Genomic DNA, 21,074 nt, shown 5'->3' with positions numbered 1-21,074 from the left:
CCATTCCCTGTTGATTACAATAGCCCTGGCTGATGACCTTTCACAACCTTACATGCGCAATCCGGCACGCAAAATTGACAAAAAAATTACTGTCGCGCCAGCCTGCCCGTGGCGGGCACGAAATCGGTATTGCTGCGCCAGGGATTAATGTCCAGCCCGCCGCGGCGAGTATAGCGCGCATAAACGCTTAACGTTTCCGGCTGGCAGAAGCGCAGAATGTCATTAAAAATACGCTCTACGCACTGCTCGTGAAATTCATTATGGTGACGGAAGGAGACCAGATAACGCAGCAGTTTTTCCCTGTCGATTTTGCGCCCGCGATACTGAATTTGTATCGAGCCCCAGTCCGGTTGGTGGGTGATCAGGCAGTTGGATTTCAACAGATGACTGACCAGCGTCTCCTCTACTTGCTTCTCGCCGCTGACCGCATGTTGCAGATAGTCGGTAGTAAACTGGTAGTTGTCGATACTGATATCCTGATCGTCAATACAGGCGCCGTGGAAATGGGTGACAGGCTGTCCTTCCAGCTCATCAAGACGATGAAGCTTCACGCTAACGTTGCCCTGCGCGCAGGCGCGCAGATCGCGCTCCAGCGTCTGGCGCACCGTCTCCCAGGTGTCAAAGCGCGTCTGGTTAAAGCTGTTCAGATACAGTTTAAAACTTTTGGATTCGATTAAATTAACGCTGGTGTAATCCAGTTCGACATGCCCGACGGCGACCTGCGGAAGACCCTGGCTGTTAAGCCAGGAAAGTTCATACAACGTCCAGATATCCGCGCCGTGGAACGGCAAATTATCGGCTGTTAATCCGAGCGGGTCACGATTCAAACTGCGCGGTACGCCCTGCAGCAGGCTGGCGTCATAATTGTCCCGGTAATCCGTTGATTTTCCGAGAGTCAGGCCATCAAGAGCCTGATGGTTTTCATAAGAAGACATGTTTCACCGTCATAAACCAGATACACTATGCGCCAAGTGTATCCTGGCTTTTATGAAGAGAGAAACTGGTGGACGAACTGACAGCGCAGGCATTGAAAGCCTTTACGACGCGTTACTGCGACGCGTGGCAAGAAAAACACGGTAGCTGGCCGTTGAGCGAAGAACTGTATGGCGTACCTTCTCCGTGCATTATTTCTTCAACCCGCGATGCCGTTTACTGGCAGCCGCAGCCTTTTGAAGGCGAAGAAAATGTAAACGCGGTTGAACGCGCCTTTGATATTATGGTACAACCTGCGCTCCACGCGTTTTACACCACGCAGTTTGCTGGCGACATGCCCGCGCAGTTTGCGGATGAAAAGCTTACGCTACTGCAAACCTGGAGTCAGGATGACTTTCGGCGCGTGCAGGAAAATCTGATAGGCCACCTGGTCACGCAAAAGCGGCTCAAGCTTCCTCCCACGCTTTTTATTGCGACGCAGGAAAATGAGCTTGAGGTCATTTCGGTCTGTAATCTGTCCGGCGAGGTGATTAAAGAAACGCTGGGCACCCGTAATCGTACCGTTCTTGCCGCAACGCTTGCGGAATTCCTTACGCAACTTAATCCTCTTCTGTAATCGTTTGCCCTAACGGGTGTGAGAGATCTCTTACAAAGTCTGTAGGAGATCGCCAGGATATCAGCGGATACTGAGCCCCGTTTTCTTATGTAAGTCTATATAAAACAACTAATTAAAATGTTTTTGCGCACTTTCATATGAAAATTTACTTAAGGTATTGTCTGTAAGCGTCTTGTAAGACAAGGTGAAACAGGCGATTCTATCTTCGTCGACAGGGAGTCGTACAACGAAGCGAACGTCAGGATGATGACGCTTCAGCAGGACACGCCAGGATGGTGTTACAAGGAAAGGCTTCAGGATGAAGCAAAGTGGAAAGCGCAGGATGCGTTAAAGGACACCTCCAGGACGGAGAACGAGAGCCGATCAGGATGTTCGGCGGGTCTGGATGACCAGGGACGCTTCAGGAAGAAGCTATCACATCGGGCGATGTGCGCAGGATGCAAACGTTCAGGATGAACAGGCCGTAAGGTCACAGGAAAAGTTGTCACGGATGAGCAGGGAGCACGAAAAGTAGCTGGAATGCTGCGAAACGAACCGGGAGCACTGTTTATACAGTGCTCCCTTTTTTTTGTTATTCTTCGCGCCAGATTTTCATCATTGAGGTTTTTAACATGACGACTCATGACCGTGTGCGTCAGCAGTTACATACGCTTGAAACGCTGCTGCGCGAGCATCGCCACTGGCGGCAGGATGCGCCGCAGGCGCACCTGTTTACCAGCACCCAACCATTTTTTATGGATACCATGGAACCGCTGGAATGGCTGCAATGGGTATTGATCCCACGTATGCATACCCTACTTGATAATGCGCAGCCGCTGCCCGAGGCATTTGCCGTCGCCCCTTATTATGAAATGGCGCTGGCGGCGGATCATCCGCAGCGGGAGGCGATCCTGGCGGTTTTGCAGGATCTGGATGCGCTATTCGTCCGCGATAAATCCTGATGCTGGAGATCCTCTATCAAGACCCGTGGCTGGTTGCCGTGAATAAACCCGCAGGCTGGCTTGTTCACCGGAGCTGGCTGGATCGCGACGAAAAAGTCGTTGTCATGCAAACGGTGCGCGACCAAATCGGCCAGCATGTTTTTACCGCCCACCGTCTCGACAGACCCACGTCGGGCGTACTGTTAATGGGGCTGTCCAGCGAAGCGGGACGCCGTCTGGCGCAGCAGTTCGAGCAGCACCACATCCGTAAACGCTACCATGCCATTGTGCGCGGCTGGCTGATGGATGACGCGGTACTGGATTATCCGCTGGTGGAAGAGCGCGATAAAATTGCCGATAAATTCGCCCGCGAAGATAAAGCGCCCCAGCCGGCTGTAACGCAGTATCGCGGACTGGCGACGGTCGAAATGGCGGTGCCGACCGGACGTTATCCCACCACGCGTTATGGTCTGGTTGAGCTGGAACCAAAAACGGGACGCAAGCACCAGCTTCGTCGTCATCTGGCGCATCTGCGTCATCCCATCATCGGCGACAGCAAGCATGGCGATTTGCGACAAAACCGCAGCGCCGCAGAGCATTTTGCCTGTCGTCGCCTGATGCTTCATGCCAGTCGGCTTGAGCTGACGCACCCCTTTACCGGACAGCCGTTGATAATTCAGGCCGGGTTGGATGAAACCTGGATGCAGGCGCTGACACAGTTTGGCTGGCGTGGACTTCTCCCTGACAATGAAAGGGTTGAGTTTACGGCGGCGTCCCGGCAGGATGAGACTCATCAGGCATAATTCAGGGAGATACGCATAATGGCAGAAATTGGTATTTTTGTCGGGACCATGTATGGCAACTCACTGCTGGTGGCGGAAGAAGCGGAAGCGATCCTCGCCAGACAGGGCCACAGCGCGACCGTGTTTGAAGATCCTGAACTGTCCGACTGGCAGCAATATCAGGATAAGGTTGCGCTGGTCGTTACCTCGACGACCGGGCAGGGCGATCTACCGGATAGCATTGCGCCGCTCTTTCACGGCATTAAAGATACGTTGGGTTTTCAGCCAAACCTGCGTTACGGGGTGATTGCGCTAGGTGATAGCAGCTACCCCAATTTCTGTAATGGCGGTAAACAGTTTGATGCCCTGTTGCAAGAGCAAAGCGCGCAGCGGGTGGGGGAGATGTTATTCATTGACGCCAGCGAACATCCGGAGCCGGAGAGCCAGTCCAATCCCTGGGTTGAAAACTGGGGAACTTTACTTTCCTGAGGTAAATCCCTCCCCCCTACGGGAGGGTACCTTTTCGTTTGCTTGCGTTGCCAGTAAGCAAAATCACGACCTGTACACAGTGTAAAGTAACTGAATCGTGTTAGCTTTGGGCATATGCCCGCAAAAGCGGCAGTTTTTTACGGGCGTTTTCATGTAATCAAGCGACCTGTTTCACATTCTTCTCTTTTTACTCCTCCTGCGTCGACGCCTGGCGCCTTCTGATTTCATTTCCGTGAAGTGGCTTCCACTGTCCTGGGCTTTTGCCATAAACAGGCGTAATTCATCGCCAAAATACTGTGTTGTTGCACGGTGAGTGTGTGTGGCGCGCTTTTTATACTTCTCCTGCCAGTGAATAAAAGCATGCAGCGTGCAAAGCAAACGACCTAATAAAAGCTGCAACAAGGAAACGTTATCTCTGATTCCCTACCGGTTGTGCAGTTCAGAGTGAGCGTAGCTAACGCGAAATTTCAGGAGTGCAACAATGAGTTCATTAAGTCACGCGGCGAGCAGTGCGGAGAAACGCACGAACGCCCGCTACTGGATAGTGGTGATGCTGTTTATCGTCACATCCTTCAACTACGGCGACCGCGCCACATTGTCCATTGCCGGCTCAGAAATGGCCAAAGATATCGGCCTTGATCCGGTAGGCATGGGCTATGTTTTTTCTGCTTTTTCATGGGCCTATGTTATCGGGCAGATCCCGGGCGGCTGGCTGCTGGACCGCTTTGGTTCCAAACGCGTCTATTTCTGGTCTATTTTCATTTGGTCAGTCTTCACCCTGTTGCAGGGTTTTGTCGATATCTTTAGTGGTTTCGGCATTATTGTCGCCCTCTTTACGCTTCGTTTCCTGGTTGGTCTGGCGGAATCGCCTTCTTTCCCGGGCAACAGTCGCATCGTTGCGGCCTGGTTCCCTGCGCAGGAGAGGGGAACGGCGGTGGCCATCTTTAACTCCGCGCAATACTTTGCCACGGTTATTTTCGCGCCGATTATGGGCTGGCTGACGCACGAAGTGGGCTGGTCGCATGTCTTCTTCTTTATGGGCGGGTTAGGGATCATCATCAGCTTTATCTGGTTGAAAGTTATCCATGAACCAAATAACCATCCGGGCGTAAATAAGAAAGAGTTGGAGTACATCGCAGAAGGCGGCGCGCTGATCAATATGGATCAGAAAGACACCAAAGCGAAAGTACCGTTTAGCGTCAAATGGGGCCAGATCAAACAGCTGCTGGGCTCTCGTATGATGATTGGCGTTTACATCGGTCAGTACTGTATTAACGCATTGACCTATTTCTTTATTACCTGGTTCCCGGTCTATTTGGTCCAGGCGCGCGGCATGTCGATTCTCAAAGCGGGCTTTGTCGCCTCGGTTCCTGCAGTCTGCGGCTTTATCGGCGGTGTGTTGGGCGGCATCATTTCCGACTGGCTGATGCGTCGTACTGGCTCCCTGAATATCGCGCGCAAGACGCCGATTGTGCTGGGGATGTTGCTGTCAATGGTTATGGTGTTCTGTAACTATGTGAACGTGGAATGGATGATCATCGGCTTTATGGCGTTGGCCTTCTTCGGTAAAGGTATCGGCGCGTTGGGCTGGGCAGTAATGGCGGATACCGCGCCGAAAGAGATCAGCGGTCTTTCCGGCGGCTTGTTTAATATGTTCGGCAATATCTCCGGTATTGTGACGCCAATCGCGATTGGTTACATCGTTGGCACCACCGGTTCCTTCAACGGCGCGTTGATCTATGTCGGCGTACATGCCCTGGTGGCCATCATCAGCTATCTGGTGCTGGTAGGCGATATTAAGCGTATTGAACTGAAACCTGTCGCAGGACAATTATCATGACAACGCAATCCAGTCCCGTTATTACGGACATGAAGGTCATTCCGGTTGCCGGACATGACAGTATGCTACTCAACATCGGCGGCGCGCATAACGCGTACTTCACCCGTAACATCGTCGTCCTCACCGATAACGCCGGGCATACTGGCGTCGGCGAGGCGCCGGGCGGAGAAGTGATTTATCAGACGCTGGTCGATGCTATTCCGATGGTATTAGGCCAGGAAGTCGCCCGCCTGAACAAAGTGGTGCAGCAGGTGCATAAAGGCAACCAGGCCGCTGATTTTGACACCTTTGGTAAAGGCGCATGGACGTTTGAACTGCGGGTTAACGCGGTGGCAGCTTTGGAAGCGGCGCTGCTTGATCTACTGGGGCAGGCGCTTAATGTGCCGGTCTGTGAACTGTTAGGGCCAGGTAAACAGCGCGATGCCGTCACCGTGTTGGGCTATCTCTTCTATATTGGCGATCGCACTAAAACCGATCTGCCGTATCTGGAAAGCACGCCGGGCAGTCATGAATGGTATCGCCTGCGTCATCAGGAAGCGCTGGACAGCGACGCGGTCGTGCGGCTGGCGGAAGCGTCTCAGGATCGCTACGGCTTTAAAGATTTTAAACTCAAGGGCGGCGTGCTGCCGGGCGAACAAGAGATTGATACCGTTCGCGCGCTAAAAAAACGCTTCCCGGACGCGCGTATTACCGTGGATCCGAACGGCGCCTGGCTACTGGATGAAGCCATTGCGTTGTGCAAAGGGCTGAATGATGTACTGACCTACGCGGAAGATCCGTGCGGCGCGGAGCAAGGATTCTCTGGTCGTGAAGTCATGGCGGAGTTCCGCCGCGCGACAGGACTGCCGGTAGCGACCAATATGATTGCCACCAACTGGCGTGAAATGGGACACGCGGTGATGCTCAACGCGGTAGACATTCCTCTTGCCGACCCACATTTCTGGACCCTCACCGGTGCCGTTCGCGTGGCGCAACTGTGCGATGACTGGGGGCTAACCTGGGGCTGCCATTCGAATAACCATTTTGATATTTCACTGGCGATGTTTACCCATGTCGGCGCGGCGGCGCCAGGCAAACCCACCGCTATTGATACGCACTGGATCTGGCAGGAGGGCGATTGCCGCCTGACTAAAAATCCGCTGGAAATTAAAAACGGCAAAATTGCCGTTCCGGATGCGCCAGGACTGGGCGTAGAGCTTGACTGGGAACAGGTGCGAAAAGCGCATGACGCGTATAAAAAGCTGCCAGGCGGCGCGCGTAATGATGCAGGCCCGATGCAATACCTGATCCCCGGCTGGACTTTTGACCGCAAACGCCCTGTTTTTGGTCGCCACTAATTCTGAATAAGGACACAGTTATGAGTACTCAATTTACGACGCCTGTAGTCACTGAAATGCAGGTTATCCCGGTTGCGGGTCATGACAGTATGCTGATGAACCTGAGCGGCGCGCACGCCCCGTTCTTCACGCGCAACATCGTCATTATTAAAGATAACTCCGGCCATACCGGGGTCGGCGAGATTCCGGGCGGCGAAAAAATTCGCAAAACGCTGGAAGATGCGATCCCACTGGTGGTGGGAAAAACGCTGGGTGAATATAAAAATGTCCTGACCGCCGTTCGCAACCAGTTTGCCGATCGAGATGCGGGCGGACGCGGTTTACAAACGTTCGATCTCCGTACCACTATCCATGTGGTGACTGGCATTGAAGCGGCAATGCTTGACCTTTTGGGCCAACACCTGGGCGTCAACGTCGCTTCGCTGTTAGGCGACGGTCAGCAGCGCAGCGAAGTCGAAATGCTGGGTTATCTGTTCTTTGTCGGCAATCGCAAGGCCACGCCGCTGCCGTATCAGAGCCAGCCGGATGAGCAATGCGACTGGTATCGTCTGCGCCATGAAGAGGCGATGACGCCGGAAACGGTAGTGCGTCTGGCGGAAGCCGCCTATGAAAAATACGGCTTCAACGACTTCAAACTGAAAGGCGGCGTGCTGGCGGGCGAAGAAGAGGCCGAGTCAATCGTGGCGCTGGCGAAACGTTTCCCACAAGCGCGCGTCACGCTCGATCCAAACGGTGCCTGGTCGCTGAATGAAGCGATCAGCATTGGTAAATACCTGAAAGGTTCTCTGGCCTATGCAGAAGATCCGTGCGGCGCGGAGCAGGGTTTTTCCGGACGTGAAGTGATGGCGGAATTCCGTCGCGCGACCGGATTACCGACGGCCACCAATATGATAGCGACCGACTGGCGTCAAATGGGGCATACGCTGTCGCTGCAATCCGTCGATATCCCACTGGCGGACCCGCACTTCTGGACTATGCAAGGCTCTGTACGCGTGGCGCAAATGTGTCATGAGTTCGGTCTGACCTGGGGCTCGCACTCTAACAACCACTTTGATATTTCACTGGCGATGTTTACCCATGTTGCCGCGGCGGCGCCGGGCAAGATCACCGCGATCGATACCCACTGGATCTGGCAGGAAGGCAACCAACGTCTGACTAAAGAACCGTTTGAAATTAAAGGCGGCATGGTGCAAGTACCGACCAAACCGGGTCTGGGCGTTGAGCTCGATATGGATCAGGTGATGAAAGCGCATGAGCTCTATCAAAAACATGGCTTAGGCGCGCGTGACGACGCGATGGGAATGCAGTACTTAATTCCTGGCTGGACGTTTGATAATAAGCGTCCTTGCATGGTGCGTTAAGTCAGAGCCGGTTCCGTAAGGAACCGGTTCTTCTCTGGGTGTATGCTTAACAGGATCAACATGCGTAAGGACGACTTATGAAAATAGTGATCGCACCAGACTCGTATAAGGAAAGTTTGAGTGCTCTTGAGGTAGCGACCGCCATTGAACAAGGATTTCGCGAGATCTGGCCTGACGCCGATTACCTGAAATTGCCGCTGGCTGATGGCGGAGAAGGTACTGTCGAAGCGATGGTTGAAGCGACGGCGGGTCGAATCGTGCATGTTGAGGTCACCGGGCCGTTGGGGCATCGCGTCAATGCGTTTTATGGGCTTTCCGGCGATGCGCGTTCCGCGTTCATTGAAATGGCGGCCGCCAGCGGGCTGGAGCAGGTGCCGCCCGCGCAACGCGATCCGTTGAAGACCACGTCATGGGGAACCGGCGAGCTGATCCGTCATGCGCTGGATGCGGGCGTTGAGCATATCATTATTGGTATCGGCGGTAGCGCCACCAACGATGGCGGCGCGGGGATGGTACAGGCGCTGGGGGCCAGGCTACGGGATGCGCAGGGCAATGATATTGCGCAAGGCGGCATTGGGCTGGAAACACTCGCCAGCATTGATATCAGCGGCCTGGATAAGCGTTTGTCGGCGTGCCATATAGAGGTCGCCTGCGATGTCACGAATCCCCTTACCGGCAAAGAGGGCGCGTCTGCGGTTTTTGGTCCGCAAAAAGGGGCGACGCCGGAAATGATTGAACGCCTGGATACGGCATTGACTCGCTATGCGCATTTGATTGCTCGCGATCTGCATGTCGATGTGTTGGATCTGGCAGGCGGCGGCGCGGCAGGCGGCATGGGGGCGGCGTTATACGCGTTTTGCGGCGCGCAGCTACGGCGTGGCATTGAGATTGTCACCGATGCGCTTCATCTGGAAGCGTGTCTTGCGGATGCTGATTTAGTCATCACCGGCGAGGGACGCATCGACAGCCAGACTATTCACGGTAAAGTCCCTATTGGCGTGGCAAACATCGCCAAACGGTATAACAAGCCGGTAATTGGTATTGCGGGTAGCCTGACGGCGGACGTTGGCGTGGTTCATGAACATGGGCTTGATGCCGTTTTCAGCGTGATTTATACCATCTGCACGCTGGAGGACGCGCTGAAGAATGCGAGTGAAAACGTACGAATGACCGCGCGCAACGTGGCTGCAACGCTGAAAGCGGGGCAACAGTTACGCTGAGTTGTAGGCCGGATAAGGCGGTCACGCCGCCATCCGGCGAATATCAGCCTAATATCTTCTTCGCTTCACGCGCGACATTATCCATCTCATCCAGCAGCTCCAGAAACTCAGGCTCCAGCTCCTCTTCGTGGACGCCGCTGCGAAGCTGTTGCTCAATAAGCTGGCAAAGGTTCTTCATCCGCGGTACGCCGCTATAGCCGCAGCTCCCGTGTAGCTTATGGACCAGATCGACCAGACCGTTGGGATTTTCTCCCACCAGTTGTTCTTCAATTTTGTTGCGCACTTCCGGCAGAAAATCAATCAGCATTTGCAGCATATCCCGTGCCAGATCGGGCTTACCGGCAGCCTGGCGGAGCGCAAGCTGCCAGTCGAGCGTTGCATTCGGATTGAAGATAAACTCAGCCGGTTCCGGCGCCATCAGGCGCGCTGCTACGTTGGCGCCAGGTTTATAGCGCAGCAACAGATTATGCAACTTCTCTTCTTCTATCGGTTTAGCCAGATAGTCGTTCATGCCCGCGCTGAGCAACTTCTCTTTTTGCCCGGCCATCGCATGTGCCGTAACGGCAATAACCGGTGTTTGCTGCTGATGAGGAAGCTGGTGAATCAATTCGCAGGCGCGTATGCCGTCCATATCCGGCATCTGAATATCCATCAAAATCAGATCAAACTGCATTTGTTTCGCCCGATCTACCGCCTGATGTCCGCTATCACAAAGTTCTACGTGCTGGACTTTATCTTCTAGTAACGCGCCGATAAGCTTCAGATTGGCGGGATTGTCATCAACCGCCATAACCGTCATGGTGATTTTACTGGTATCCATTAGCAGCGGTTCAGGATGGTGATTCAACTGGCAATATTCCGTCAGCGCTGGCAACAGGCGCGTTGACGTCAATGGTTTTAACAGACAGGCCGCCGCGCCTCCTTGTTTCAGCTTTTCGGCGTTAATTTGCGCATGGCAAGGTAGCGCCAGCAGTAGAAAGTCCGTCATTGACGCCGCTTTCGCCAGACGTTCATGCTGCATGGTGAGCGGCTCGCGGAAGGTCACCGGAACGCTCAAAATCATAATATCGTAGTGCGCTAACGGCAGCGCGGAGAAGGTCGGGCTGTAAACCACCTCCACCGGCGTGTCGCTCAGTAGATCCAGGGTACATTGCGCGGCGGTAGCATTCGGTTCGACATAAGCCAGCCGTTTCCCGGCCAGGCACGCGGTCGACGGCCCGTCAATAATAACATTTGGGTTAAGATCAAGATTAATATGAAACCAGAAGGTCGAGCCGCGATTAGGCTGGCTGTGGAAAGAGATATCCCCGCCCATTTCGTTGACCAGCTTTTGCGTAATCACCAGCCCAAGCCCGGTGCCGCCGTGACGGCGAGAAATACTGGCATCGGCCTGGCGAAACGCCTGAAACAGTCGCGACTGGTCGCGTTCCGGAATGCCGATCCCCGTATCGCGGATCTGCACTTCAATCTGTACTTTGGTGTTACTGAGCGCCCGCTTTTCTACCAGAATGTCGATATTGCCACTCTCGGTGAACTTAATGGCATTACCCACCAGATTAGTAATGACCTGTTGCAGGCGCAGCGGGTCGCCAATCACATTATCCGGGACGTCGTTTTTAATATTTAACGTCAACTCCAGCCCTTTATCATGCGACGAGTGGGCCAGCAGCGTAACCACTTCATCCAGCGTGTTGCGCAGTGGAAAAGGGATACTTTCCAGAATGAGCTTACCGGCTTCCAGCTTGGAGAAATCAAGCACGTCATTAATGATCGCCAGCAGATTATTCGCGGAACGCTCAATGGTGTTCAGATGGTCGCGCTGGGTGGGGTTCAGCTCCGTTTTTAATGTCAGGCGGGTAAAGCCAATGACGCCGTTCAGCGGCGTTCGCAGTTCGTGCGACATGTTCGCCAGGAACTCCGACTTAATACGCGCCGCTTCCTGGGCACGCTTTTTCGCCAGATCCAGCTCAACGTTTTGGATTTCCATCTGCTCAAGGGTTTCACGCAGGTCCGAGGTGGCCTGATCGATATTATGCTGCATCTCTTCGTGATAGGCGGCGAGCGACATCGCCATGGAATTAATGCCGTTTTTCAGCATATCCAGTTCGCCCAGCATAAATCCTTCCACACGGCTATCCAGTTGTCCGCGGCGAATGCGGTCAACGGTATTCACCATATTACGGATAGGCCCGGTGACATCGCGCATAAGCCGCCAGCCAAAGATCAGCGCAATGCCAATACAAAAAAGCATCATCACGCTGGAGATAAAAATCTCTTTGTATTGCTGTAGCCTTACCGACTTGAGATCCAGTTCAAGTGCCACATATCCCAGCATATTTTTGGTATTTTTCGCGTCGGCAATCGCTGACTCGTCCGGCGAATAGCTCTCCGAGATAATCGGGGTGCGCAGAATCATAATATCGCCGTGGCGATCGACGCTCAGACGACGTGGAAACGGCGCTCCGGCGGGAAGCTGCATCTGTGAGGGGTCCAGATGGAAATTAGACGTTACAAACAGGCGGTTATGATCGTCATAAACGGAAATCGCCCGCACAATATCAGAGTGTCTGCGGTGCAGGACGCTGATAAGTTGGCCGATAGACTCCCGGTTTTGTAAGTTCATACCATATTCGCTGGAGACGGCGAGCGGTTCAATAATACTGGCGCCGGCATCTTCCAGTTGACGCTGCAGGTCGTTATAGCGGTGCACTACAAAAAAGATACTGAGCAGCAAACCTATCAGGACGGTCGGGGCCAGGATCAGAATCATCATGCGTGCGCGCAGGCTGTAGTTGGTCATGGAGTTCCGTTATGGGACAATTAGGGTCACACTGTTAAATTGAGAAAAAGCTGGTCGATGGCGCAATTCTACTCTGCAAAACGGCGCGTGACGACGCGTCAGATCATAACCGTTAAAGTCAATGACCTCGATTCATTTGGTCAGGGCGTAGCCCGTCATAACGGAAAGACGCTGTTTATCCCCGGTTTATTGCCTGAGGAAAGCGCAGAAGTCATTATTACAGAAGATAAAAAGCAATTTGCCCGCGCACGCGTTTCGCGCCGTTTGAATGATAGCCCGGAACGAGAAACGCCGCGCTGCCCGCATTTTGGCGTCTGCGGCGGTTGTCAGCAACAGCATGTCAGCATCGCCCTGCAACAACGCAGCAAAAGCGCGGCGCTGGCGCGTTTGATGAAACACGAGGTGAATGACATCATCGCCGGCGCGCCCTGGGGTTATCGGCGTCGTGCGCGGTTAAGTCTGAATTGCCCGCCGGATAAACCGCTGCAAATGGGATTTCGCAAAGCGGGTTCCAGCGATATCGTCAATGTCGAACAGTGCCCCGTTTTGGCGCCCCAGCTTGCAGCATTGCTGCCCCGAATCAGGGCGTGTCTGGCGAGTTTACACGGCACCCGACATCTTGGGCATGTTGAGCTGGTACAGGCGGGAAGCGGTACGCTGATGATTCTGCGCCATACCGCGCCATTAAGTGCGGCGGATAAAGAAAAACTGGAACGCTTTTCGCATTCTGAGGGATTGTCTCTGTTTCTGGCGCCGTTTAGCGAGATACTGGAAACGGTATCTGGCGAAGCGCCCTGGTATGATTCGCACGGCTTACGTTTAGCCTTCAGTCCGCGAGACTTTATTCAGGTTAATGAGGCGGTAAACCAGCAAATGGTCGCCCGCGCGCTGGAGTGGCTTGATGTGCGCGCCGAGGATCGTGTCTTGGATCTGTTCTGCGGAATGGGGAATTTTACGCTGCCGCTGGCAACGCGCGCGGCAAGCGTGATTGGGGTTGAGGGCGTTCCGGCGCTGGTAGAAAAAGGCCGTGAAAACGCCATCCGCAATGGTTTACATAATGTGACATTCTTCCATGAGAACCTGGAGGAAGATGTCACGAAGCAGCCGTGGGCGAAAAACGGCTTTGACAAAGTCTTACTCGATCCTGCGCGTGCGGGGGCTACAGGAGTGATGCGACATATTATAAAATTAAAACCTATTCGCATTGTTTATGTATCCTGTAACCCGGCGACGCTGGCGCGTGATAGTGAAGCGCTGGTCAATGCGGGATATGAGGTTACGCGTTTAGCGATGCTCGACATGTTCCCGCACACAGGACATCTGGAATCAATGGTTCTGTTCGAGCGCATGTAATGATTACCGGCTTACCGACTTCGGTAGGCCTGGTCCCTTAAGGAGAGGACGATGGTCGCGGTAAGAAGTGCACATATTAATAAAGCTGGTGAATTTGATCCGAAGAAGTGGATCGCAAGCCTGGGAATTTCCAGCCAGCAGTCGTGTGAGCGCTTAGCCGAAACCTGGGCGTATTGCCTGCAACAGACACAAGGACATCCGGATGCGGATCTGTTGCTGTGGCGTGGCGTGGAGATGGTAGAAATTCTTTCCACGCTGAGTATGGATATCGACACGCTGCGGGCGGCGCTACTGTTCCCTCTGGCCGACGCCAACGTAGTCAGCGAAGATGTACTGCGCGAAAGCGTCGGCAAATCTATCGTTACCCTGATTCATGGCGTGCGCGATATGGCGGCGATCCGTCAGCTAAACGCCACTCATAACGACTCTGTTTCTTCGGAGCAGGTTGATAACGTCCGTCGAATGTTATTGGCGATGGTGGATGATTTCCGCTGCGTGGTGATCAAACTGGCCGAGCGAATCGCTCATTTGCGCGAAGTGAAAGAGGCGCCGGAAGATGAGCGCGTGCTGGCGGCGAAAGAATGTACCAACATCTATGCGCCGCTCGCTAATCGTCTGGGCATCGGGCAACTGAAGTGGGAACTGGAAGACTACTGTTTCCGCTACCTGCATCCGGCGGAATACAAACGCATCGCCAAACTGCTGCATGAGCGCCGTCTCGATCGCGAACATTACATCGAAGAGTTTGTTGGACATCTGCGCGCCGAAATGAAAAACGAAGGCGTGCAGGCGGAAGTCTACGGACGACCAAAACATATTTATAGCATCTGGCGCAAAATGCAGAAAAAGCATCTGGCGTTTGATGAACTCTTTGACGTGCGCGCCGTGCGTATCGTCGCTGAACGTCTGCAGGACTGCTACGCCGCGTTGGGGATAGTGCATACGCACTATCGCCACCTGCCGGATGAATTCGATGATTATGTCGCTAACCCGAAACCGAACGGTTACCAGTCTATCCACACCGTGGTCCTGGGACCGGGCGGTAAAACCGTTGAGATCCAGATCCGTACCAAACAGATGCATGAAGACGCCGAACTGGGCGTGGCGGCGCACTGGAAGTATAAAGAAGGCGCCGCGTCCGGCGGCGTGCGTTCCGGCCATGAAGACAGAATTGCGTGGCTGCGTAAGCTGATCGCCTGGCAGGAAGAGATGGCCGACTCCGGCGAAATGCTGGATGAAGTGCGCAGCCAGGTGTTTGACGATCGTGTCTACGTTTTTACGCCAAAAGGCGACGTGGTTGACTTGCCTGCCGGATCTACGCCGCTCGATTTTGCTTACCACATCCACAGCGATGTCGGGCACCGCTGCATCGGCGCGAAAATCGGCGGCCGTATTGTGCCATTCACCTATCAGTTGCAGATGGGCGATCAGGTTGAAATTATCACTCAGAAGCAGCCGAATCCCAGCCGCGACTGGCTGAATCCAAACCTGGGCTATGTGACGACCAGCCGCGGACGCTCGAAAATTCACGCCTGGTTCCGTAAACAGGACCGTGACAAAAATATCCTGGCTGGACGGCAGATCCTCGACGATGAGCTGGCGCATTTGGGGATTAGCCTGAAAGAGGCCGAGAAACATCTGCTGCCGCGCTACAACTTTAATGAGCTGGAAGAGTTGCTGGCGGCGATAGGCGGCGGCGATATCCGTCTTAATCAGATGGTGAATTTCCTGCAATCGCAGTTCAATAAGCCGAGTGCGGAGGAGCAGGATGCAGCGGCGCTGAAACAGCTTCAGCAAAAAACATACGCGCCGCAAAATCGTCGTAAAGACGACGGGCGCGTGGTGGTAGAAGGCGTGGGTAATTTGATGCACCACATTGCCCGCTGCTGCCAGCCGATTCCGGGGGATGAAATTGTCGGCTTCATTACTCAGGGGCGGGGGATTTCCGTGCACCGGGCCGACTGCGAACAGCTGGCGGAGCTGCGCTCCCATGCGCCGGAGCGGATCGTAGAGGCGGTATGGGGCGAAAGCTACTCGGCGGGATATTCGCTGGTGGTGCGCGTCCAGGCCAACGATCGCAGCGGCTTGCTGCGCGATATCACCACCATTCTGGCTAACGAAAAAGTCAACGTGCTGGGCGTCGCCAGCCGCAGCGACATTAAACAGCAGATCGCCACCATTGATATGACCATCGAGATCTACAACCTGCAGGTGCTGGGCCGCGTGCTCGGTAAGCTGAACCAGGTGCCGGATGTGATTGATGCACGGCGACTGCACGGGGGGTAAACCCCAGACAGTAATAATGTAGCGGCTTTGCTACTCGTTCAGCAAAGCCGCATTAGCCAACCCCATAAGCATGAGATATGGGGTATGTTTTCGACGTACATTTCATTTCCGGTGTACTCTTATGTAAGATTTATACTTACAGTGGAGGCTGTTATGGTCAGAACAATGACCGTTGATCCTGGCGATGAACTGCGCGAGTTTATTGAATCGCTCATAGAATCAGGTGATTACAGAACACAAAGTGAAGTGATCAGAGAGTCTCTTCGTCTGCTGAGGGAAAAACAGGCCGAGTCACTACTTCAGGCGTTACGTGAACTTCTGGCTGAAGGTCTGAACAGCGGAGAGCCGCAGGCCTGGGAAAAGGATGCCTTCTTACGGAAGGTCAAAACAGGGATGATCAAACCCGATGAGAACGGTAAAATTAACGCCAAAGGCCAGTGAAGATCTGGAAAATATCTGGCATTACTGCTGGCAGCATTTTGGCGAAATACAGGCCGATCGATATATTAATCATCTATCAGATATTATTCGGGATGTAGGGAGATACTCGAGGGCTACGGCTTGATGTTTATAAAGATATCTGGTAGCTATCTGCTTACCAGATATCTGGTATGGTTCCATGAAAATCGGTTTTGTTCAAATTTCTATTCGTATGGCAGTAATACGGTTACCGCACAATCGGTGTCAATGTTGACTCGTCCCCAGGTACCACGAAGTTCTACCATCTGTGAACGGGCACATTCAGTATTGTTTTGATCACAGGGAATAGCCTCAATCTGCATGTTTTTATCATCACATGCTATTGATACTGTTGCATTATCTATTATTTGTGCACAAATTGAATCTGATTCATAGACATCACAGGGCATATTTCCATGTCTTAAAAAAATATTTGCAATGAGCTCATTGGTTTTTGGTCCACTAAATTCTTTATTTATTGAGGTTACTTCTGAGTATTTATCAAAAGAAGCAGCTAAATTTTCAGGATCGATTGACGCGATAATTTGTACGCTGTCACTATCAAATGACATTTTATCATTAATGGTGGTAATGCTGGTCCCAAAATTGGCGTCAATAATCGAAATTTCCGTTTTTATATTATGGTCTGTAAAGCCGTAAGTAGTTATACTATAAGCGTCATAGGATACTTGATGTTTTTTGGTGTTGTAAGTTATTTCCCCATCAATATATTGCGATTGTGCGTAATCATATGAAGATGGTTCGATATGTAATTTTAAATCTTGTTTGATTATTTGTGCATCGTATAGTGGTGATATATTTAATTGTGCATCGATATTGCTGGTCCAGACACAATCAAGTGTGGAGTTATCATGTGATGTACAGCGGGCCCGGCGGGTTTCAGTCATATTGGGAAGTGTGAAAAAAGTGCTGCCAATGATCATTCTTATACTGGAATCCATTGTTATCGTTGATTCAATATCGACCCATAGTCCAGGACCGCACGTTACCTGACTTCCACGTAGCTTTCCACCGGTACATAACATCTCAATATTCTCTGGTAATAATGATGTTCTAACCCGTAGGTCACTATTTAAATTAGTTGTACCTGCCCCAGTGCCTGTCATATCATTCAATTCGGCCTTGATCTTAACGTATCCAGATCCAAATGTATTGTTGGCGAAGAACATAAATAGAATGAATGAAATTATGATTTTTTTGCTTATGGTCATCATTTTTCCTGTGTTTATTCGTAGGGTATCAAAACGGTAATTGCACAAGTTGTATCAATGCTGACTTTCCCCCAGGTACCATTTATCGTACCTACTTTGCCGTTCAGGCAATGTGTTGTGTCTGAAGCATTACAAGTGCTGCTAAAGGCAAGCTGCGCATTCAGATCGTGACATACAAGAGCAACTGACGTCTTATTAAGACTGTAGTTACACAAGGATGTATCGTCGCATGGCGTATTGCCATGGTAGAGATATACAGAGGCTAGCTCGACATTATTTTTTGCGCCAGTCATGGCGACTTCTGTACTGTGCACTATCGTATTTTCAGAAAATGAAGCATCTACTATTTCTGGAGGAAAATAACGATGTAGGGTGGACGCTGGAGAGCCATTAAGTACAAGTGAACCGTTCCATATACCGAAATCACCCTCGGTATCTTCTGTCACTGTTACAGTCCATTTGAATTTCAGATTCTCAATGCCCGACGTTTCCGGTTCATAACTAGCGTAACTGCTTACCGATTCATCAATAATAATATGGCCGGAAAGGGATGAATATTGATTAGTGTCATTATTTCCTCCTCCGGGTATTACCGAAACTGTAAGATTTTGCTGGTTAATTGTTATTCCATTCTGTTTGGTAAGTAAGGTGAGGGGAAGTGAAAATGATTTATCCCATACACAAATTGCGCTGTTAGTTGCCTGATTACCCGTACAGTCGGCATGTGCCGTCGCTTTTACCGCTTCACCAGTAAAACTATAAGTGATTCCGTTATCGACAGCGGTTGTATTGATGAAAGAAGTTGATGGATCAAACTCAAGGGTGGATTCAAGTCCATAGGGAATTGTACCTTGAGTAGTACAACCACCCCCATCGCCTCCACCTGACTTAGTGCACGATGAAAGGATATGAATGTTTGTTGGTAATGGGGTATGGATGGTATCGAGTGTAGGATCGCCAGTCAGTGCACCAAGGCTATCAAACTGTGAAATAATTTGAGAATTATATTCTATATCCGTTCTTACTTCAGCGCATTGTAGCGCAATACACCAAAAACCAGATATTATTACCAGTATTAGCTGTAATAAAATTCGCTGCATTTCATATCCTTATAATTTTACCTATAGCTTACTGATATTCAAAACTCACTGTTGCGCTACCCGAAAATTCCCCCGGCATAACCTCTTCACCAGCGTATTTTTGCAGCCTGGCCTGCAAGTTGATGGTGGTAATCCCTTCTTTCAGCACAAAAGCTGTACCCACTGTTGCATTGATACTCACTGGTTGCTGTGCAGCCGTTTCCACGCCAATCGCAAAACCACTGGCTTCCGACGAGGGCTCCAGCGCCAGCAGTCCGGGCAGGGTACTGTCTTCAACGCCCTGAAAGGTCACCAGCACGCCGTTGGCTAGCGCTGTTTTGCAATCCTGGAGGCTAAGTGTGAATGGAACAGGAGTCGTTTGCCCGCTGGCGTCGAAATTGTCACTGCCAATAGTATGAAAATCCACCGTCGCCATCGTGTCATTATCCACTACCAGGTTACAGGCGCCGGCAACCAGCTTACCGCTGTAGTGCACATTAGGCGTGGCGGCAGGTAGCGTATTGCAAACCGCCCATAACATTACGCCTCCGATCAAATGCCCGGCAGTTTGAAAAATACGGTTCATTGGTAATCCACCTGTAACGTGGCAAAAGCCTCAAAATCGCCTTCGGCAGGCTCTTTACCGGGCTGTTTTACCGGCACGGCTTTTAGTGTGGGAAGCGAAGACTCATCGATGGTTAGCGACGTGCCGGGAGGAAACACCGTGCCGTTCTGCTGAAGTTCAATGCCCAGTTCAGGGACATTGGTGGTTAAGGCATTTGCGGAGTAAGGCGTCGCCGTGCCCAGATAGCTCAACGTAAAAGTTAATGCGTCATCGCGAAAGCTGCTGTCGCAGGTAAGGGTCCACGGGATCTCGGTCAGGTAATTGACGCCGTCAATATTATCAATAATCACGCTACCAAAACTGACCTCCAGCGTTTCACCATTATTGATAGTACAGGCGGGCGGGTTTATCAGTTTGCCGTGAAAGGTCAAATTGTCGGCGCAGGCAAACTGGGTGATTAAAAGCGTCAGGATAAGCACCCTTTTCACTATGAATCTCTCCATCACTGGTAATCCACGACTAACGTCGCACTGGCGTTAAAATCGCCCCCCGCTAACTGCGTGGTGGGCTCTTTAACCGGTACGGCTTCCAGCTCCGGCCCATTGCTGCCGCTCAGGGTGAAGTTCAGCCAATCCGTTATGCCAACCGGAACCAGTTGCTTATTGCCCGCCTGCTGAATACGGATGCCTAACCCCTGAACCGAAGTTTGCAGAACCTGCTCCCCGCTGATGGTGGTAGTGGTCCCCTGAATTTGTAGCTTCAGATAGTCGCTCGCTCTGCCATCGCAGTTCAGGCTGTAGCCCACAGGTTTCGTTTGAGAAGCATCGCCAACTTTGGTGGTCAGGACATCGCCAAACTCTACGGAAGCGCCGCCTATCGTACAGGGCGGTGGTTGAGTGACGACCAGATGCAGCTCCAGTTGCACGGTTTTTGTGCCGGCAGCCTCGGTGCCGGCAACGAATCCACCGCACAGCAGCACCAGCATTTTCCAGCGAGTCAACATCGTCATGGATCTCTTTCGCACAGGATTACTTATTCGCTTTCTTCTCAACGTCACGGGTTTTTTCCTCATTGACCTTGCAGGTATTCCCTGAGCAGGTAAAAACCAGCAGGCGATGACCGCCGTAATCATCGACGTAGCCCACCACCGGCGAGCTGCCGAGCGAGGCACCTTTGATGGGAGAGGTCACTTTTTCACGCGGGGCAATCAGCAGGTTTTTAAAGCCGGAGGCGGTTTCGTTCTCTTTGCTACCGGCATTGCTGATGACGAGGTAAAACGGTGTGGGGTTGTCGAAGATCACTCCATCGCCCTGGTAGGTCAGCGTGAGCTTCGTTTGCCACGGATGCGTCTTATCCACCTGCCGGGCTACGGCTACCGGGCGGTAGAAAAACTTAATACGCGTTTGCAGCGCCAGCTGGAGCGTATTAGGTTTATCGCTTTTCGGCGGAATTTCCCGCACGTTGAAATAAAACAGGCTTTCCCGGTCCTGCGGTAGGCTAGCCGCGGCTGGTAACGGCTGGACTTTAACCTGCCCGTCGGATTTTGGCTCAATACGCTGCAGCGGCGGCAGGGCGGTAAAATAGCGGGTATCTTTGGCGAACTTATCGTCTTCCAGCCACGCCTGTGCGAGATAGGGCAGAGTGGCGTTGCCGTTTTTCAGCGTGACGGTGATTGAATTTTCATTGCCGTTAAAAATAACGCGGGTACGATCCGGCACAATCGCGCTGTGCGATACCAGCGGCGCAGCCAGTAATATCGAAGCGATAAGCGCCTGGCGCTTAAAATGGTTGGTCTTGTTCAT

At 52.3% G+C, this 21,074-nt stretch carries 19 protein-coding genes and 1 pseudogene; 12 read left to right on the top strand and 8 right to left on the bottom strand.

All coding sequences use genetic code 11. From position 1 onward, the window contains the following. Positions 1 to 86 precede the first annotated feature (86 nt). Entirely contained in the window at positions 87 to 935 is an 849-nt protein-coding gene (gene queF, locus EOS97_RS04110; protein ID WP_000100458.1) for an NADPH-dependent 7-cyano-7-deazaguanine reductase QueF, read from the bottom strand. A 68-nt stretch (positions 936 to 1,003) separates the two neighbouring features. Here queF and syd point away from each other — a divergent pair, with 68 nt between their 5' ends. The 8 genes from syd to EOS97_RS04060 all read left to right on the top strand — a co-directional run bounded on the left by syd (position 1,004) and on the right by EOS97_RS04060 (position 9,498). Continuing rightward, positions 1,004 to 1,549: a SecY-interacting protein gene (syd, locus tag EOS97_RS04105; RefSeq protein ID WP_000343990.1), complete on the top strand. Its 546-nt coding sequence runs from the start codon at positions 1,004 to 1,006 to the stop codon at positions 1,547 to 1,549. Positions 1,550 to 2,160: 611 nt separating this feature from the next. Next, positions 2,161 to 2,490, top strand: coding sequence for a YqcC family protein (locus tag EOS97_RS04095; RefSeq protein WP_001804977.1), 330 nt, complete (start codon positions 2,161 to 2,163; stop codon positions 2,488 to 2,490). Further along, positions 2,490 to 3,272, top strand: a complete 783-nt coding sequence (gene truC / locus EOS97_RS04090) for a tRNA pseudouridine(65) synthase TruC (RefSeq protein ID WP_000890028.1) — start codon at positions 2,490 to 2,492, stop codon at positions 3,270 to 3,272. The genes EOS97_RS04095 and truC overlap by 1 nt, the downstream gene beginning before the upstream one ends. Positions 3,273 to 3,290: 18 nt before the next feature. Next, positions 3,291 to 3,740, top strand: a complete 450-nt coding sequence (locus tag EOS97_RS04085; protein ID WP_000807736.1) for a flavodoxin — start codon at positions 3,291 to 3,293, stop codon at positions 3,738 to 3,740. A 481-nt stretch (positions 3,741 to 4,221) separates the two neighbouring features. Next, positions 4,222 to 5,580 carry a galactarate/glucarate/glycerate transporter GudP gene (gene gudP / locus EOS97_RS04075; protein ID WP_000097015.1) on the top strand — a complete coding sequence of 453 codons (1,359 nt, stop codon included), beginning with the start codon at positions 4,222 to 4,224 and terminating at the stop codon, positions 5,578 to 5,580. Further along, positions 5,577 to 6,917 carry an enolase C-terminal domain-like protein gene (locus EOS97_RS04070; RefSeq protein WP_000211797.1) on the top strand — a complete coding sequence of 447 codons (1,341 nt, stop codon included), beginning with the start codon at positions 5,577 to 5,579 and terminating at the stop codon, positions 6,915 to 6,917. Before gudP ends, EOS97_RS04070 begins: the two co-directional genes overlap by 4 nt. A 20-nt stretch (positions 6,918 to 6,937) precedes the next feature. Then, positions 6,938 to 8,278 carry a glucarate dehydratase gene (gene gudD, locus EOS97_RS04065; protein WP_000107113.1) on the top strand — a complete coding sequence of 447 codons (1,341 nt, stop codon included), beginning with the start codon at positions 6,938 to 6,940 and terminating at the stop codon, positions 8,276 to 8,278. A gap of 77 nt (positions 8,279 to 8,355) precedes the next feature. Beyond that, on the top strand, positions 8,356 to 9,498 hold the full coding sequence (locus EOS97_RS04060; RefSeq protein WP_000706477.1) for a glycerate kinase: 1,143 nt from the start codon (positions 8,356 to 8,358) through the stop codon (positions 9,496 to 9,498). A gap of 43 nt (positions 9,499 to 9,541) precedes the next feature. Here EOS97_RS04060 and barA read toward each other — a convergent pair whose 3' ends face one another. Then, entirely contained in the window at positions 9,542 to 12,298 is a 2,757-nt protein-coding gene (gene barA / locus EOS97_RS04055; RefSeq protein ID WP_000186400.1) for a two-component sensor histidine kinase BarA, read from the bottom strand. A 57-nt stretch (positions 12,299 to 12,355) separates the two neighbouring features. Here barA and rlmD point away from each other — a divergent pair, with 57 nt between their 5' ends. The 4 genes and pseudogenes from rlmD to EOS97_RS04035 all read left to right on the top strand — a co-directional run. Further along, positions 12,356 to 13,651 (top strand): 23S rRNA (uracil(1939)-C(5))-methyltransferase RlmD, encoded by a 1,296-nt coding sequence (gene rlmD, locus EOS97_RS04050; RefSeq protein ID WP_000046867.1) that lies wholly within the window; start codon positions 12,356 to 12,358, stop codon positions 13,649 to 13,651. A gap of 51 nt (positions 13,652 to 13,702) precedes the next feature. Beyond that, positions 13,703 to 15,937 carry a GTP diphosphokinase gene (relA, locus tag EOS97_RS04045; RefSeq protein WP_000226841.1) on the top strand — a complete coding sequence of 745 codons (2,235 nt, stop codon included), beginning with the start codon at positions 13,703 to 13,705 and terminating at the stop codon, positions 15,935 to 15,937. 84 nt (positions 15,938 to 16,021) lie between these two features. Beyond that, positions 16,022 to 16,378 (top strand): type II toxin-antitoxin system ParD family antitoxin, encoded by a 357-nt coding sequence (locus EOS97_RS04040; protein ID WP_023888681.1) that lies wholly within the window; start codon positions 16,022 to 16,024, stop codon positions 16,376 to 16,378. After that, positions 16,344 to 16,463 (top strand): annotated as a pseudogene (locus EOS97_RS04035) (type II toxin-antitoxin system RelE/ParE family toxin); the annotation flags it as partial. The gene EOS97_RS04040 and the pseudogene EOS97_RS04035, both read left to right, overlap by 35 nt. Before the next feature lie 118 nt (positions 16,464 to 16,581). Here EOS97_RS04035 and EOS97_RS04030 read toward each other — a convergent pair. Genes EOS97_RS04030 through EOS97_RS04005 form a run of 6 tightly spaced genes read right to left on the bottom strand, consistent with a single transcriptional unit; the run spans position 16,582 to position 21,074 of the window. Further along, positions 16,582 to 17,631 (bottom strand): hypothetical protein, encoded by a 1,050-nt coding sequence (locus tag EOS97_RS04030; RefSeq protein ID WP_001804980.1) that lies wholly within the window; start codon positions 17,629 to 17,631, stop codon positions 16,582 to 16,584. Between the two features lie 11 nt (positions 17,632 to 17,642). Then, positions 17,643 to 18,728, bottom strand: a complete 1,086-nt coding sequence (locus tag EOS97_RS04025; protein ID WP_001188944.1) for a hypothetical protein — start codon at positions 18,726 to 18,728, stop codon at positions 17,643 to 17,645. 28 nt (positions 18,729 to 18,756) lie between these two features. Beyond that, on the bottom strand, positions 18,757 to 19,293 hold the full coding sequence (locus EOS97_RS04020) for a fimbrial protein (protein ID WP_001079646.1): 537 nt from the start codon (positions 19,291 to 19,293) through the stop codon (positions 18,757 to 18,759). Continuing rightward, positions 19,290 to 19,760, bottom strand: coding sequence for a fimbrial protein (locus EOS97_RS04015; protein WP_000832396.1), 471 nt, complete (start codon positions 19,758 to 19,760; stop codon positions 19,290 to 19,292). Before EOS97_RS04015 ends, EOS97_RS04020 begins: the two co-directional genes overlap by 4 nt. A gap of 14 nt (positions 19,761 to 19,774) precedes the next feature. Continuing rightward, positions 19,775 to 20,281 (bottom strand): fimbrial protein, encoded by a 507-nt coding sequence (locus EOS97_RS04010; protein WP_000178264.1) that lies wholly within the window; start codon positions 20,279 to 20,281, stop codon positions 19,775 to 19,777. 19 nt (positions 20,282 to 20,300) lie between these two features. Then, positions 20,301 to 21,074 carry a fimbria/pilus periplasmic chaperone gene (locus EOS97_RS04005; protein WP_001044454.1) on the bottom strand — a complete coding sequence of 258 codons (774 nt, stop codon included), beginning with the start codon at positions 21,072 to 21,074 and terminating at the stop codon, positions 20,301 to 20,303.

The organism is Salmonella sp. SSDFZ54, assembly GCF_004010735.1.
Taxonomy (GTDB): domain Bacteria; phylum Pseudomonadota; class Gammaproteobacteria; order Enterobacterales; family Enterobacteriaceae; genus Salmonella; species Salmonella enterica.
This window is presented reverse-complemented; position numbering and strand designations above follow the sequence as displayed.